We start from the raw sequence: 14,366 nt of genomic DNA on the forward strand, positions 1-14,366 counted from the left end.
GCGGCTGGCAACGCCACCACCACCGAATTCGGCTACGTCGATCCGGTCCATGCCGCTGCCAGGAGGGGTTCGCCAGCCCTGCTCGGGTCACGTTTGCACTCTTGGACCGGCGCCTGCAGCGGGTCCCAAGGGTTTCAGCAGGTCCAGCACCGACATGCGGCAGGCGCCCTGGACCCCGAAATTTGAGTGGTCGTGCCTCTTTGGGTCGGGATTGTCCGACATCCAGTCCCTGGTCCGCTGATCGGAGGCGAGGAGCTCTTCAGTGTCAAGTTGCGCCATGGCGAGCTGCAACAGCGGTCCGGCGGCAAGGCATCCCTTGCTGGCCGCAACCCGCAAGTAGAGAACGGCGGTCGGCGCGTCGCGACGCATGTTCTGTCCAGCCAGCAGAACCAGAGAGTCGAGGTGCCACTGTCTTGCTGCGCGGCTCAAAAGGTCGGCTGCCAATGCCTCGTCGATCGGAAATGTTCCCGCAAGGTCCGAGTCCCGCACGTAAGGCGGTGTCCCGCGCAGATGAGCGATCGCCATTGCAAATAGGGCTTCCGGCATGTCCTGCTCTGCCGCCTTGGTCGCCAGACTCACCAACGTCGCAATGTCCCGGTCGCCGTCTGCCGCTCCTAGCAATATTGCCAGATTGTTGAGGGCAGGACCGTATCCCTGATCGGCTGAAAGCCGGAGCCAACGCATCGCTTCGGTGTTGCTGTGAACGCCAGGGGCGGCTCCGGCTAGGATGACCGTACCCAGGTTGAACTGTCCCAATGCGCTGCCCTGGTCGGCCGCCCGTTGCGCCCAGAACCAAGCCTCCACGCGGTCCATCGCAGTGCCTTCACCATAGTAGTACAAGTGAAAGAGCTTGTCCTGCGCGCCCATATGGCCGGCTTTGGCCAGCGGCGTCATGAGCGAAAATGCTTCATCAAAGCGTTCTGCGTCGAAGGCCGCCATTGCGTCCTCCCACTCACCCCCTGTCGCGGATGTACCCCAGACCACGAGCACGACCACGATTGTAACCAGCCAGCGCATGCAACCTCCTTACCAACCTCTTCCAAACAGCGGCTCCATACCCTTCTGTTTGAGCTCGACATAGGTCGGCCCCCAAGAATGCACTGTCCTGAATAGGGCGTCACTTCCATATCCCGCAGCAGGGCAATCATCTCGTCCACCCCCTGCTGACATCGGCCACCATTGCGCACGGCGGCGCGTGTTGTAGCGCGGCGCCGACCGACGTCGCTACCAGTGCAGGCAGGGGCCTTTGAGGCGCGGGTCGGGTCCAGCCGCCGTCGCCGGGGCCCAATGCGGCAAGTCGCGCTCGTAAGCCGCCCGTTGTTCCCCGGATAGCCGCCCGACGACGTGGGCGGCCAGGATGTCGAGGTCGCTGCAGCCCGCAGCAATGGCGGCCTGAAAGTGCAGCGCCGATTTGACGAGATTGTCCTCGACGTCCGCGGCATCCTGCAACATTACCGCCAGCTGCGCCGATGCCTCGCGTTGCCCAAGCGACGCGGCTCTCTCCAGAACCGCCAGGCTGTATTCGCTCGCACCCGAAGGGTTGAATCCTCCAGCAAAGGTCCCCATTGGCCCTTGCCAATCCTGGCCGCTGGCCGAACCGATGAACAACGACAAGGTACCGAGCAATAACATGCTGACGCGCATGGTTTCTCCTGTAGTCGCGTGATGGGGTTGGCCGGACGCGCCGCATCGATCCGCGGGCTGTTGGCAGGCGCGCGGTCCTTCTCAGGCGGCAATGGCGATTGCGTCCAGGCTGATGCTTAGATCAGGCCCGAAGGAAGCATCAGACCTCCGCAGCGGGGTCGTCTGGGCCGCATTGCTTGGCGTTTATTGCTGAACGACTCCGCCGGTCAGGGCGGGTGGGACTTGATACCTGCGCTGGGCCAAGGTCCGACTGTATAGTCACGCATGATTGTTCCCCCTTTGTTCAAAGGAACATTGCATGAACAAAAATCCGAGTCGAGAGTGATTCGTTAACCTTTGCGAATCATCCGCATCGGCGGTTACCGGCTCCGCCCGAACAGCCGCTCGATATCCTTCTGCTTGAGCTCGACATAGGTCGGCCGGCCGTGGATGCACTGGCCGGAATGGGGCGTCGCCTCCATGTCGCGCAGCAGGGCATTCATCTCGTCGACCCGCAGCCGCCGGCCGGACCGCACCGAGCCGTGGCAGGCCATGCGGGCGATGATGGCTTCCATGCGGTCGCTGACAGCGGCGATGGAATCCCATTCGGCGAGGCCGTCGGCGACGTCGCGTACCAGGCCGTCGATGTCGGAATTGCCGAGGAGGGCAGGGGTCTCGCGCACCGCAATGGCGCGCGGGCCGAAGCGCTCGAGATAGAGCCCGAAGCGCTCGAGCTCCGGCGCTGCCTCTTCGAGCCTGGCGCAGTCCTCCTCCGGCAGCTCGATCACCAGGGGGATCAATTGCGCCTGGCTCGGCACGGGCCCCGAGGCCAGTTGCGCCTTGAACCGCTCATAGACCAGCCGCTCATGCGCCGCATGCTGGTCCACCAGCAGCAGGCCCTCGCCATTCTGGGCGATGATGAAATTGTCGAACATCTGCGCCCGCGCCGTGCCGAGCGGGTACTCGGCAAAGGCAGGGGAGGGCTCGGCCTCGACCCGCGCGCTGGGCTCGGTGAAGCCGTCCAGCCGCGGTGATGCCCAGCCATTGTCGGGCGCGGCGCGCATGCTGGACCCGCCCCAGGCAGAAGCCTGTTGCGGCGCACGGAATGCCGGCGCTTCGGCGCTCTCATAGGCCGGCGCCGTGAACGCCCCCAGCACATCCTCGGCCACCGTGGCCGAAGCCTTGAACCCGGCCGCCGTCAGCGCCTCCCCGATCGCCCGTATCACCGCGCTGCGCACCGCCCCGGCATCGCGAAACCGCAATTCGGCCTTGGCCGGGTGCACGTTCACATCCACCTCGCCGGGATCGACGGCGATATAGAGCGCCACGACCGGAAAGCGGTCGCGGAACGTATAGTCGGCATAGGCGGCGCGAATGGCGCCGACCAGCACCTTGTCGCGCACCGAGCGGCCGTTGACGAAGTAGAACTGGCTGAGCGAATTGGCCCGCGTATAGGTCGGCAGGCCCGCCAGCCCCGCCACCACCACGCCATGGCGGCTCGACGCCAGCGTCACCGCATTGCGGGCGAAGTCGTCGCCGATCACCTGGCCCAGCCGCGCCTGCAGCGCCCCTGCGCCCGATACCGCCGGCCAGTTGCTGGCCGTTCGGTCGCTGCCATTGAGCACGAAATGCACCGCCGGATTGGCCATGGCCAGTCGCTTGACCACATCGGTGATCGCGCCTGCTTCGGCCCGGTCTGACTTGAGAAATTTGAGTCGCGCCGGCACCTTGGCGAAGAGGTTCTTCACCTCGACAATGGTGCCCCGGTTCATCGCCTGCGGCACCGGGCCGGACCGCACGCCATTGCGCACCTCGAGCCGCAGCCCGCTATCGGCCTGCGCGGTGCGCGAGGCGATGCTGAGTTCTGCCACCGAGCCGATCGAGGCCAGGGCCTCGCCGCGGAACCCCAATGTGCGGATATCGTCCAGCTCGTCCTCGCTGAGCTTGGATGTCGCATGCCGCTCCACCGACAGGACAAGGTCGGCGCGGTCCATGCCGTGGCCGTCATCCTCGATGCGGATCAGCCCCTTGCCGCCGGCTGCCGTGGTCACCACGATCCGGCTGGCGCCCGCATCGATGGCATTTTCCACCAACTCCTTGACCACGCTGGCAGGCCGCTCCACCACCTCGCCGGCGGCGATGCGGTTGATCAGGTCTTCGGGCAGCTGACGGATGGGCAAGGGCGATTCTCCTGGAGGGGGAATATAGGGTAGGGGACGCGGGTTTCCGACCGGGATTTGCGTATTCCTGCGAATGCCCCCTCCTAACCTCCCCCTGAAAGGGGGAGGACAGATCGAGTTTGGGGCACGACACTGCCCCACCCCGCCGGCCGGATTCCTCCCCCTATTAGGGGGAGGTTAGGAGGGGGAACTCCGATGCCTCAGCTCTTGAGCCCTCTCGCACCACCCGCTACACCCTCCCTATGCCCAATCCTTCCCCCATGGACCTTGCCCTCACCCTCGCCGAAGAGGCCGCCACCCATGGCGAAGCGCCGGTCGGTGCCGTGGTGATGGACGGCGACACCGTCCTCGCCGCCGAGCGCAACCGGATGAAGGCACTCAACGACCCTACCGCGCATGCCGAAATGCTGGCGATCCGGACTGCGCTGACGACCCGCGGCACCGGGCGCCTGGACGGCTGCGACCTCTATGTGACGCTCGAGCCCTGCGCCATGTGCGCTGGTGCCATCGCCCATACGCGCCTGCGCCGCGTCTACTTCGCCGCCGAGGATATCAAGGCCGGCGCGGTGGAAAATGGCATTCGGCTCTTCGAGCAACCGACCTGCCATCACCGCCCAGAAGTCATCGGCGGCCTCGGCGCCTCCCGCTCGGAAGCCATGCTGCGCGATTTCTTCCGGGCTTTGCGGCCCTAGGCAGGCCTTGCGGCTCCTGACAACTCCTGGCAGCGGATCGGTTAATCTCGTCGAAGCAGACCATGGGGGACGAGATGGATATCAGGTTGCTCAACGACATCATCGTCAAAGCCAAGGCCGCAACTTATGTGGGCGGCGGGACCAAGGTCGGCGCTAGCCGACCCGGCGCGCATGACCTCGCCTGGTCCGATGGGCCTTGGCGCTATCTCGACAGCTATTTCGGCGGCACCGATTTCCTCGGGCAGGAGGTGACCTGGTTCGAGGACGAGCCGGTCTGGGCCATGAACTACTATGGCCATATCGTGCTGCCTGGACTGATCGACGGCCAGCGTGCCGGCGAGACCATCAAGGCGGCACTGTCAGCCATGTATGCGGAGGGCCGGTTTCTCGGCGGCTTCCAATGGTCGGGCGCTCACGGGACCTATATCGACAGCAGCACCGGCGATGTCGCCCATTTTCATGGCCGCGAGGTCATCACGGTCGAGGGGCGTGAGGCCTATGCGCTCGATTATTACGGCGGCCTAGTAAAGCCCTAGTCGTTCGGATTGCTGTCGATCACCTCGACCTGCCCGGCAATATAGGCATCGATCTTCTCGGCCAGGATGCGCTTGAAGCGCTCCTTTTCGACCTCGGCATGGGCCACGATCTCGCGCACGCGCCAGAATTCGAGAGCGCCGAAATTGGCGACATGCGGGCGGATATAGATGTCGGGCGGATAAGCGGCCATCATATGCGCGGTCAGCGAATGCATCATGATCTGGGCCGAGCCGAACCAGATATCGATCGCCTTGTGATCGGTCTTGGCAATGCCCTCCGAGGGATCGCCGTTGACGTCGATGCCGATGAGGAAATCGGTGTCGATATCGGCCTGGTCGAGCGGCAGCGGATTGACCACGCCGCCATCGACCAGGATGTGATTGGCATAGACCACCGGCTTGAACAGGCTCGGAATGGCAATGGAGCCGGCAATGGCCGGCCGCAGCAGGCCGGTATTGAACACCACCTGGTGCCAGGATTGAAAATCGGTCGCCACCACATAGAGCGGCACCTTCAGCTCCTTGAACTCCAGCGGGAAGCCCTGCGGAATGAATGCGTCGACGATGCTGGTGGCATCGAGCTGCATCGAAATCCCGTTCTTGAGAATGCCGCCAATGCCGCGGATCTGGGTGGCCCATAGCTTGGTGGCAATGGTGCGCATGGTGCCCAGCACCTCATAGGAATGCTCGCGCAATTCCTTGCCGGTCATTCCCGCGGCCCAGCCGGCGCCGATCAGCGCGCCAATGGAGGTGCCCGAAATCACCGCCGGCTTCAGTCCCAGCTCGTCCATGGCTTCGATATAGGGGATATGCGTCAGGCCGCGCGCCGAGCCGCCGCCAAGCGCAATTCCGATCCGAGGTCCAGAGATCACATGCATGCTGCCCCGCTCCTCGCCCTGGCTGCGCAGCCGTTCGGCGAGCGCCAGGCCGCGCTTCTGCAGCGGTGTTGGCTTGCGTTGCGGCGGCGTCTCGTCAAAGACGGTCTTGAGGTAGGGTACGCCGCTGAAGTTTAGGAAGGGTTCAAGACGTGGTGCGGGCGAGCTCGCGCCAGCCGATGTCTCGGCGGCAAAAACCCTCTGGCCAATCAATCTGGTCCACGCCTGCGTAAGCACGGCTCTGCGCCTCCTTCACGTCCCCGCCCAGGGCGGTGACGTTGAGAACGCGACCGCCGGTGGCAAGTAAACGTTCACCATCGCGACGCGTTCCGGCGTGAAACACATGAAGCGTATCGCTGTCGATGGCATCGGCGCCGCGGATTTCCGAGCCCTTGCCATAGGCGCCTGGATAGCCCTGCGTCGCCATGACCACGGTCAAGGCGTACTGCTCCTTCCAGGTGACGTCATGTCCGGCCAGCGCGCCGGTCGCCGTGGCATGCAGCAGCGGCAGTAGGTCGCTCTCCATACGCATCATCATCACCTGCGTTTCCGGGTCGCCGAACCGGGCATTGTATTCCACCAGCTTGGGGCCATCGGGGGTGAGCATCAGTCCGGCAAAGAACACACCCTGATAGGGCGTGCCCCGCGCGGCCAGGCCCCTGACCGTCGGCCAGATCATGCGCTCGATGACGTCGTCATAGATTTCTCGAGTCATGACGGGGGCAGGAGAATAGGCGCCCATGCCACCCGTATTGGGGCCGGCATCGCCGTCAAAGGCGCGTTTGTGGTCCTGTGCGGTCGTCAGCGGCAGGATGTCCTTGCCGTCGCACAGCACGAAGAGGCTCACCTCCTCGCCCTCCATGAATTCCTCGATAACCACCTCGGCGCCGGACGCACCGAACGCCCCGGCAAAGCAGTCGACAATGGCTTCCTCGGCCTCCTCGACGGTCATCGCAACGGTCACGCCCTTGCCGGCCGCCAGCCCGTCGGCCTTGATGACGATGGGCGCGCCCTGTGTATAGAGATAGGCCAAAGCCGCCGCCTCATTGTCGAAGCGGCCATAGGCGGCGGTGGGAATGCCCATCTCGTCGCACAGCGCCTTGGTGAAGCCCTTGGACCCCTCGAGCTGGCCGGCAGCCTTGCTGGGGCAGAAGCAGGTGAAGCCGGCAGCACGCACATCGTCGCCGAGCCCCGCCACCACCTGAGCGTCCGGGCCGACCACGACGAAGTCGATCTGGTGCTCGTGGCACAGGGCCACCACGGCCGCGTGGTCGGTAATGTCGACCGGCAGGTTTTCCGCCACCGCGCCGGTGCCGCCATTGCCCGGGGCGACAAAGAGTTTGGTCAGGTCAGGTGATTGGGCAATCTTCCACGCCAGCGCATGCTCGCGCCCACCCGACCCGATCACCAGAACCCGCATACTGTGCCTCCACCGCTGTTGTGGCGTGATGCACGATGAGTGCTGGAGAGGCAAGAGCTTCTTCACCTCTCCCTTTTTGGGGGAGAGGTCGGCGCGTCGCGCGGGTGAGGGGCCTTCCCCGAACACCCGGCCAAGAAAGGCCCCCTCACCCGACCGAAGACGGTCGACCTCTCCCCCAAATGGAGAGGTGAGAAAGAACTTAGATCTCGGCTTCCTTGAAAATCCGGGTCAGGTCCCCGTTCCATTCGCCGCGATATTTGTCCAGCCAGCGTTCGGCCGGCGATTTGGCGTGGCGGATGGTTTCCTCGAGCGGGGCGAGGTGGATGCTCTCATCCTTGCCCTGGTCATTGCGACGATTGCGGCGAACCAGGCCCGCCTCGGCAATGCCGACGGCCTGGGCGGCGACGTCATAGAGGTTGGAGCGATCATGCGGGGTCATCAGGCCCAGCCGCGGCACTTCACGCCGGATGCGGTCGCGCTCCTCGCGGCTCCACGGCTCGATGAGTTCATAGGCCGCTTCGAGCGATACCGCGTCATAGAGCAGGCCCGTCCAGAAGGCTGAAAGCGCGGTGATGGACTTCTCGTCGCCCATATCGGCGCCGCGCATCTCCAGATACTGCTTGAGGCGCACTTCGGGGAAGATCGTCCCCAGGTGGTAGTTCCAGTCCCGGCGCGTCGGCTTCTCGCCGGGCAATTGCGGCAGCTTGCCCTCAAGGAAGTCGCGGAAGCTCTCGCCGGCGACATTGACATATTTGCCATCGCGGATGACGAAATACATCGGCACATCAAGTGCATAGTCGGCATATTGCTCGAAGCCGAAGCCCTCTTCGAACACGAAGGGCAGCATGCCGGTGCGGCTGTCGTCGGTATTGAGCCAGATATGACTGCGGAAGCTGAGATAGCCGCTGTCGCGGCCTTCCGAGAAGGGTGAATTGGCAAACAAAGCCGTGGCGACCGGCTGCAGCGCCAGCCCGACCCGCAGCTTCTTGACCATGTCGGCCTCGCTGGAAAAATCGAGATTGGTCTGCACGGTGGCCGAGCGGAACATCATCGATGTCCCCAGCGTCCCCACAGTGTCCATATAGGGCGCCATGATGCCGTAGCGCGATTTGGGCATGCGCTCGATTTCGGCGACGCTCCACAGCGGGGTGACCCCCAGGCCCAGGAAATGGATGCCGAGGGGGGCCGCGACTTCCCTGGCCAGGCGCATATGCTCTTCGGTTTCGGCGGCCGTGGCATGCAGGTCCGGCTGCGGCGCCCCCGACAGCTCGAACTGACCGCCCGGCTCCAGCGAAATGCCGCCATGGGCGACCGTGTCCCACAGGCCAATCGGGTTGCCTTCGTCGTAGAAGGGCTCCCAGCCGGTACGCTTGGCCATACCGTCGAGCAGGGCCCTGATGCCATTGGGACCTTCATAGGCTACCGGCCGCAGGGGATTGGTGTGGAAAACATGCTTTTCGTGCTCGGTGCCGATGCGCCATTCGCTTTCGGGCTTGCAGCCGCGCGACATGACCTCGATCAGGTCCGCCCGCGATTCAATCGGGGGCGAGTAGGTTTCGGCACCAGCCATAAGTTGTCCTCGGACGGTGAAGGTTCAAATGCTGGCCGGGAACATAGCGTTGCACGGGCCGAAAGCAATCGCCTTTTATCGCCAATCACCGATGATAGCCTGAATCACGGCTAGCGCAGCGACTGCGGCGGTGTCGGCCCGCAGGATGCGGGGGCCGAGGCTAATGGGCACGACAAAGGGCAGGGCGCGCAGCTTGGCCCGCTCCTCGTCGGAAAATCCGCCTTCGGGGCCGACAAGCAGGCCCACCTTGTGCCCCCTGAGCGCGTTCAGTGCCTCGACGGGCGATGACGACGCTTCACCTTCATCGGCCAGAACAAGGGTGCGGTCCGCCGGCCAGGCATCGAGCAACCGCTCCAGCGTCACCTCGGCTTCGACCTTGGGCACACTGAGCACTTCGCATTGCTCGGCAGCCTCGATGGCATTGGCGACCAGCCGCTCATGCTTGAGCCGGGCGACCTGGGTGAAGCGGGTGAGCACTGGCTGGATGGTGCCGGCGCCCATCTCCACCGCCTTCTGGATCACATAATCCAGCCGCTCGGTCTTGAGTGGGGCAAAGCCATACCAGAGATCCGATACCGGCGTTTGCTCGGCGATTTGCTCGACCAGTTCGAGCGTTACCGACTTCTTGGAGTCGCTGACCAGCCGGCCGAGCCAGGCGCCGTCGCGTCCATTGAACAGCACCACCTCGTCGCCCACGCTCTTGCGCAGCACCGCCGCCAGATAAAGCGACTGCTCCTTGCCCAGGTTGAGCTGGGTTCCCCCGGCGAGGTCGGGGGTGACGAACAGGCGGGGCAGGGCGGCATGGGTGCGGGGCATGTTTTGCTCATACACCACCACGTCATTCCCGCGAAGGCGGGAATCTATTCTTTGAAGCTGCGCCCATTCGCGCTTTTACCGGCCAGCCACGCTGGTCTATTCAGGAGGAATGGATTCTCGCCTTCGCGGGAATGACGCGGTGATTGAATGAGCGAACCCGGCCAGCAACCCACTCCCGTCCCAGACGCCAAATCCGGCAACTGGGTCGATCGCTATGCTCCCGACTGGCTCAAGCCCTATGCGCGGCTGGCCCGCTGGGACCGGCCGATCGGCTTCTACCTGCTGTTCTGGCCCTGCGCCTGGGGCCTTGGCCTCGCCGCCATTGCCAATCCGGCCCTGGGCTTTGACTGGTGGGGCGCCGTGCTCATGCTTGTTGGAGCCATCCTGATGCGTGGCGCCGGCTGCACCTTCAACGATATCGTCGACCGCGACATCGACATGCAGGTCGCCCGCACCCGTCTTCGCCCGATTCCTTCAGGGCAGGTCACGGCGCGCGATGCCCTGGCCTTCCTGATTGCCCAGGCCCTGCTCGGCTCGGTCGTGCTGTTCCAGTTCAACCGCTTCACCGTCTGGGCCGGCGTCGCCTCGCTGGTGCTGGTGGCCATCTATCCATTCATGAAGCGGGTCACCTGGTGGCCGCAGGCTTTTCTCGGCCTCGCCTTCTCCTATGGCGCACTGGTCGGCTGGAGCTCGCAGACCGGTGGCCTGGGCTGGGCGCCGGTCCTGCTCTATGCCGGAACAATCCTCTGGGTCATCGGCTATGATACGATCTATGCGCTGCAGGATGTGGAGGATGACGCCCTGGTCGGCGTCAAATCCACCGCGCGTCTGTTCGGCGAGCATGTGAAGCCCGCCGTCGCCACGCTCTATGCCGGGGCCTTCGTGCTCTGGAACGTGGCAGCCCTGTTGGCCGGCAGCGGCATTGTCTTCGCCGCCCTGTCGCTCGTGGCGGTCGCGCTGTTCACCTGGCAGGTGTGGACGGTGGATGCCGCGGTGCCGGATAATCCCCGGTTCCGCTTCGACAGCAACAAATATGTCGGCATCGTCATTGCCCTGGCGCTGCTGGCCGAGTGGGTATGGTGATTGGGGGTGCCACTCTGCTGTGGTTTTAGGCCTATCGGTCACACCAGATGCTGACAGTCTGCTAACCAATGGACCCCAAACGTCAAAGGGGCCGACCGCACCACCGGTCGACCCCTTTGACGTGCTTTGGAGGGCAGAAACTTATGCGTCGGGCTGCATGCCCGGCTTACGGCGGTTGAGGAAGCGCGGGCGACGACCGGCTTCGGCAGCCAGCTTGCGGCGGCTCTGATTGCCGCCGACCATCACGCCATCGACCTGCTGGCTATAGGGCATGTAGGCACCATCACCGGCCTTGATGAACAGCGGCAGGCGGAGCTTCTTGCCCCAGTTCTGCCATTCGGCGACGACGCTGTGATTGCCCTCTTCCTCGAACACCTGATAGTTCAGCTCGCTGTCGGAATGGACCAGCTCGATTGAGCTCGTCAGCACGCCTTCCTCGGAAATGCGGGTCGCCACGGCGACGCCGATGAATTCGGTGACCGGCACCTTCACCTTGATCGCCACGCCGCTCTGCTCGAGCATGCGGCGCACGGTAACGGTCTTGACGGGATCCCGGGGGCCATTGTCGTTCGCCGCCACGAAGCGGCGCTCCGCCAGCGTGGGGCGGCCGAATGCGAGAATGACCGAGGTCCCTTCCAACGCGACACCATGAACCATTTGAATTCGCCTTCCTGTCAACTTCGAGAGCTGGTTTTTGGTGCTCTCTTTTGTAGGCCCACCATACCCCGCCCCCTTACCTGCCCCCTTAATCGGTTCGGTTAAGTTTATCTTGTTTTCCGAGAGGGTTAGCAGGGTCTTGCACCCAGTAGGGAGCGGTTAACCCAGCCACGTGGCGGGGTGTTAACCCTGCCACATTTCGCCGGCAGATCACGCCACGCGGCGCGGCCCTTGCCCGCGGCCCGCGCCCGGCCTAAAAGGCCGGCAATGCCTGCGCCCGCGACCACCTATAGCGACGATCTGGAACTGCTCCGCTCCTCGGCGGTCGCGGCCGGCATCATTGCCAGCGGTTTCTTCCGTCGCGACGTCAGAAGCTGGACCAAGGAGAATGCTTCTCCGGTCAGCGAGGCCGATATCATGGTCGATCGCTACCTGGCCGCCTCGCTGCTGCACGCCCGACCCGATTATGGCTGGCTCAGCGAAGAGACGGTCGACAATCCCAGCCGCCTCGATTGCGAGCGGGTGTTCGTGGTCGATCCCATCGACGGCACCCGTGGCTTCCTGCGCGGCGAGGACAGCTGGACCGTATCGCTGGCCGTGGTTGAGAACGGCGTGCCGGTGGCCGGCGTGGTCTATGCGCCTGTCCGCGACGAAATGTATGACGCGGCACGGGGCGAGGGCGCGCGTCTCAATGGCAGGCTCATCCAGCGCAGCCGCCGGGCCGGCGCCGCCCCGATCATTCCCGCCGCCGGAGCGGTGCACCAGGAGATGCAGGCGGCCGGGCTCGTCTATACCCGTGGTCCCTACTATCCCTCGCTCGCCTACCGGCTGGTGCAGGTAGCGACCGGCAAGCTCGATGCGGTCGCCAACCGCCGCGGCAGCCAGGATTGGGATATTGCTGCTGCAACCGTGATCCTGGACGAATGCGGCGCCCACATCGCCGATGTCTGCGCCGGCTACCCCAGATTCAACAAACGAGATGTGCGCCATGGAGCGCTTGCGGCGCTCGGCGACATGAGCCTAAAACCGCACGTCCACGCGGCGCTGATCAAGGTCTATGGCTGCCCGGCCGAGACAGGTGCAGCGGACCTGCCCATTCCTTCACACACGGACCTGACCGATGGCTAAAGAAGAAACCACCAAGCAGCTGCTGCACCTTGTGATTGGCGGCGAGCTGTCGAGCCTGGAAGGCGTGACTTTCGCCGATCTCGACAAGGTCGACATCGTTGGGCTCTATCCCAACTATGCCGCCGCCTATGCAGTGTGGAAGCAGAAGGCGCAGATGACGGTCGACAGCGCCCAGACGCGTTATTTCATCGTCCACCTGCACCGCCTGCTCGAGCCGGAAACCCACAAGGCTTAACCGCCTTCCCTTCACCTCTCCCTTCGGGGGAGAGGTCGGCGCGTAGCGCCGGGTGAGGGGGCCTATTCGTGGCTCGGTTTTGGGGGAAGGCCCCCTCACCCGACCGAAGGCGGTCGACCTCTCCCCCTGGGGGAGAGGTGAAGGGGTTCAGTTACCCCATCAGCGCGTCGATGATCGCGTGCATGGCTCCCGGGCCGCCGATGCGCTGGCGGCCGATATTGCCCAGGCGCCGCCGCTCTTCGTCGTCGGACAGCAGCTTTCGCAAGGCCGCGCCAATAGCCGGCGCCTCCGCATTCACCACCGTACGGGCCTCGCCGAACAGCATCTGCTCGTCGGTGAAGCGGGAGCGGCGGTCGCGGGGATTGACGAAGGTGATGGCGGGCTTGCCCAGGCCCAGTGCCTGCACCGTCGCCGTGCCCGCCTGCGACAGCACCACATCGGAGGCCGCGAGCAGGTTTCCCATGGCGCCGCCCCGCGCCATGTGGATGGTGAGGTCCCCATCGGACAATTCACCCAGGTCGGACGGCTCGGCGCTGAGCATGGGCGTACGCTTGAGCCCGGTCTTGCGCGCCAGTTCATCCACGCTGACGCTGCCCGCAACCGCCAGGAACACATCGGGACGCATCTCCGCGGGCAGGCTGCGCAGGGCATCGACCTGGAGCGCAAAACTCTCCGATGTCAGGGCCCGGCTGCCCGGCAGCAGGGTCACAGCGAGGGCCCGGCTGCGCCGAGCCCGGGCGTCGTAATCGCCATAGGGAATGGCATCCATCATCACATTACCGGCCGAGCGGGCATCGACGCCGATATGCTCCAGCGTCCGCGCCAGGTTGTCGGCGCGGCAGAACACCGTCTTGCAGGCCTGCTTGATGGCCCAGCGTTCGGGCGCCGCATAGAGCCGGGCCGCGCCCGTCTTGTAGACGTCGAGATAGGTGAGACCGCGATGGCCCGAGAAATAGCAGGCGAATACCCCCACCATGTCACCGACCACGACCACGCGGTCATACTTGCCTTTGACCTTGCGCAGGAAATCGAGGGCCGGGGGCACCGTCGCCAGGCCGCCCGTAGCGATATCGCGCCGCAGCGAGCCCTTCACATTGCGCCAGCCCTCGGAAGCCAGCGTGGCGCGCGGCCCGACAATGGGGCAGACGCCGGCATAAGCATTGCCCGACCCGATCATGGGATAGGCTTCGACCGCAACCGTATCAGGCAGGCGCGCTGCGACAGCCGCCGCAATCGCATCCTCGCCATGGCCATTGGAAATGAACAGAAATCGGCTTCGGCCCGACGCTTCGGCCTCCACCTTCAGGCCCCGCGGCCAAAGCGCTCGAAGGCGGTATGGGCCGCCACGGCATCGGCATAGGGCTCCTGCCGGTCCACGCTCCAGTAGAACAGCTCGTCGAGCGGGATCGGCTTCTGGGTGATGGCGCAGCGGACGAAGCTGCCGGGCTTGAGGACAACATAGTCGCCATCGACATAGCGGATGACTGCCTCTGTGGGCGCAAAGCCCTTGTCGAAGATGTTCATGCGGGCATTCCTTCAACCTTTGCCCCG

Annotated in this window: 15 protein-coding genes; 5 read left to right on the forward strand and 10 right to left on the reverse strand. The window is 64.6% G+C overall.

Annotated features, from left to right (window positions below):
• Positions 1-87: 87 nt before the first annotated feature.
• The 3 genes from IH615_RS01820 to mutL form a co-directional block, all read right to left on the reverse strand.
• On the reverse strand, positions 88-1,017 hold the full coding sequence (locus IH615_RS01820) for a tetratricopeptide repeat protein (protein WP_291359353.1): 930 nt from the start codon (positions 1,015-1,017) through the stop codon (positions 88-90).
• A 207-nt stretch (positions 1,018-1,224) separates the two neighbouring features.
• Positions 1,225-1,644 (reverse strand): hypothetical protein, encoded by a 420-nt coding sequence (locus IH615_RS01825; RefSeq protein WP_291359355.1) that lies wholly within the window; start codon positions 1,642-1,644, stop codon positions 1,225-1,227.
• A 359-nt stretch (positions 1,645-2,003) separates the two neighbouring features.
• Positions 2,004-3,803, reverse strand: a complete 1,800-nt coding sequence (mutL, locus tag IH615_RS01830) for a DNA mismatch repair endonuclease MutL (protein ID WP_291359357.1) — start codon at positions 3,801-3,803, stop codon at positions 2,004-2,006.
• Positions 3,804-4,063: 260 nt separating this feature from the next.
• Between mutL and IH615_RS01835 the strand changes: the two genes are divergently transcribed.
• Together IH615_RS01835 and IH615_RS01840 are read left to right on the forward strand one after the other, a co-directional pair.
• Positions 4,064-4,495 (forward strand): nucleoside deaminase, encoded by a 432-nt coding sequence (locus IH615_RS01835; RefSeq protein ID WP_291359358.1) that lies wholly within the window; start codon positions 4,064-4,066, stop codon positions 4,493-4,495.
• A gap of 62 nt (positions 4,496-4,557) precedes the next feature.
• Positions 4,558-5,031 carry a DUF5680 domain-containing protein gene (locus IH615_RS01840; RefSeq protein ID WP_291359359.1) on the forward strand — a complete coding sequence of 158 codons (474 nt, stop codon included), beginning with the start codon at positions 4,558-4,560 and terminating at the stop codon, positions 5,029-5,031.
• On the opposite strand, the gene IH615_RS01845 is transcribed toward IH615_RS01840, so the two are convergent.
• The 4 genes from IH615_RS01845 to IH615_RS01860 form a co-directional block, all read right to left on the reverse strand.
• Positions 5,028-6,119: a patatin-like phospholipase family protein gene (locus tag IH615_RS01845; RefSeq protein WP_291359360.1), complete on the reverse strand. Its 1,092-nt coding sequence runs from the start codon at positions 6,117-6,119 to the stop codon at positions 5,028-5,030. The two genes, IH615_RS01840 and IH615_RS01845, sit on opposite strands and share 4 nt — an antisense overlap.
• Positions 6,052-7,326 carry a phosphoribosylamine--glycine ligase gene (purD, locus tag IH615_RS01850; protein ID WP_291359362.1) on the reverse strand — a complete coding sequence of 425 codons (1,275 nt, stop codon included), beginning with the start codon at positions 7,324-7,326 and terminating at the stop codon, positions 6,052-6,054. The genes IH615_RS01845 and purD overlap by 68 nt, the downstream gene beginning before the upstream one ends.
• Before the next feature lie 199 nt (positions 7,327-7,525).
• Complete coding sequence (locus IH615_RS01855; protein WP_291359364.1) at positions 7,526-8,896, reverse strand: glutamate--cysteine ligase; 1,371 nt, start codon at positions 8,894-8,896, stop codon at positions 7,526-7,528.
• Between the two features lie 75 nt (positions 8,897-8,971).
• Positions 8,972-9,712: a 16S rRNA (uracil(1498)-N(3))-methyltransferase gene (locus IH615_RS01860; protein WP_291359366.1), complete on the reverse strand. Its 741-nt coding sequence runs from the start codon at positions 9,710-9,712 to the stop codon at positions 8,972-8,974.
• A 147-nt stretch (positions 9,713-9,859) separates the two neighbouring features.
• Here IH615_RS01860 and ubiA point away from each other — a divergent pair, with 147 nt between their 5' ends.
• Positions 9,860-10,795, forward strand: a complete 936-nt coding sequence (gene ubiA / locus IH615_RS01865; RefSeq protein WP_291359368.1) for a 4-hydroxybenzoate octaprenyltransferase — start codon at positions 9,860-9,862, stop codon at positions 10,793-10,795.
• A 141-nt stretch (positions 10,796-10,936) separates the two neighbouring features.
• On the opposite strand, the gene IH615_RS01870 is transcribed toward ubiA, so the two are convergent.
• Positions 10,937-11,452, reverse strand: coding sequence for a DUF6101 family protein (locus IH615_RS01870; RefSeq protein ID WP_291359370.1), 516 nt, complete (start codon positions 11,450-11,452; stop codon positions 10,937-10,939).
• A 267-nt stretch (positions 11,453-11,719) separates the two neighbouring features.
• On the opposite strand from IH615_RS01870, the gene IH615_RS01875 reads away from it, so the two are divergent.
• Both IH615_RS01875 and IH615_RS01880 read left to right on the forward strand, forming a co-directional pair.
• Complete coding sequence (locus IH615_RS01875) at positions 11,720-12,580, forward strand: 3'(2'),5'-bisphosphate nucleotidase CysQ (RefSeq protein WP_291359372.1); 861 nt, start codon at positions 11,720-11,722, stop codon at positions 12,578-12,580.
• Positions 12,573-12,815, forward strand: a complete 243-nt coding sequence (locus IH615_RS01880; protein ID WP_291359374.1) for a DUF4170 domain-containing protein — start codon at positions 12,573-12,575, stop codon at positions 12,813-12,815. The genes IH615_RS01875 and IH615_RS01880 overlap by 8 nt, the downstream gene beginning before the upstream one ends.
• 151 nt (positions 12,816-12,966) lie before the next feature.
• Here IH615_RS01880 and IH615_RS01885 read toward each other — a convergent pair whose 3' ends face one another.
• A complete protein-coding gene (locus IH615_RS01885) occupies positions 12,967-14,115 on the reverse strand; it encodes a hypothetical protein (protein WP_291359376.1) in 1,149 nt (382 codons plus the stop codon).
• Positions 14,116-14,117: 2 nt separating this feature from the next.
• On the reverse strand, positions 14,118-14,339 hold the full coding sequence (locus tag IH615_RS01890) for a DUF2093 domain-containing protein (protein WP_291359378.1): 222 nt from the start codon (positions 14,337-14,339) through the stop codon (positions 14,118-14,120).
• Between the last annotated feature and the right edge of the window lie 27 nt (positions 14,340-14,366).

The sequence above is a fragment of the Devosia sp. genome, assembly GCF_014860165.1.
Taxonomy (GTDB): Bacteria; Pseudomonadota; Alphaproteobacteria; order Rhizobiales; family Devosiaceae; genus Devosia.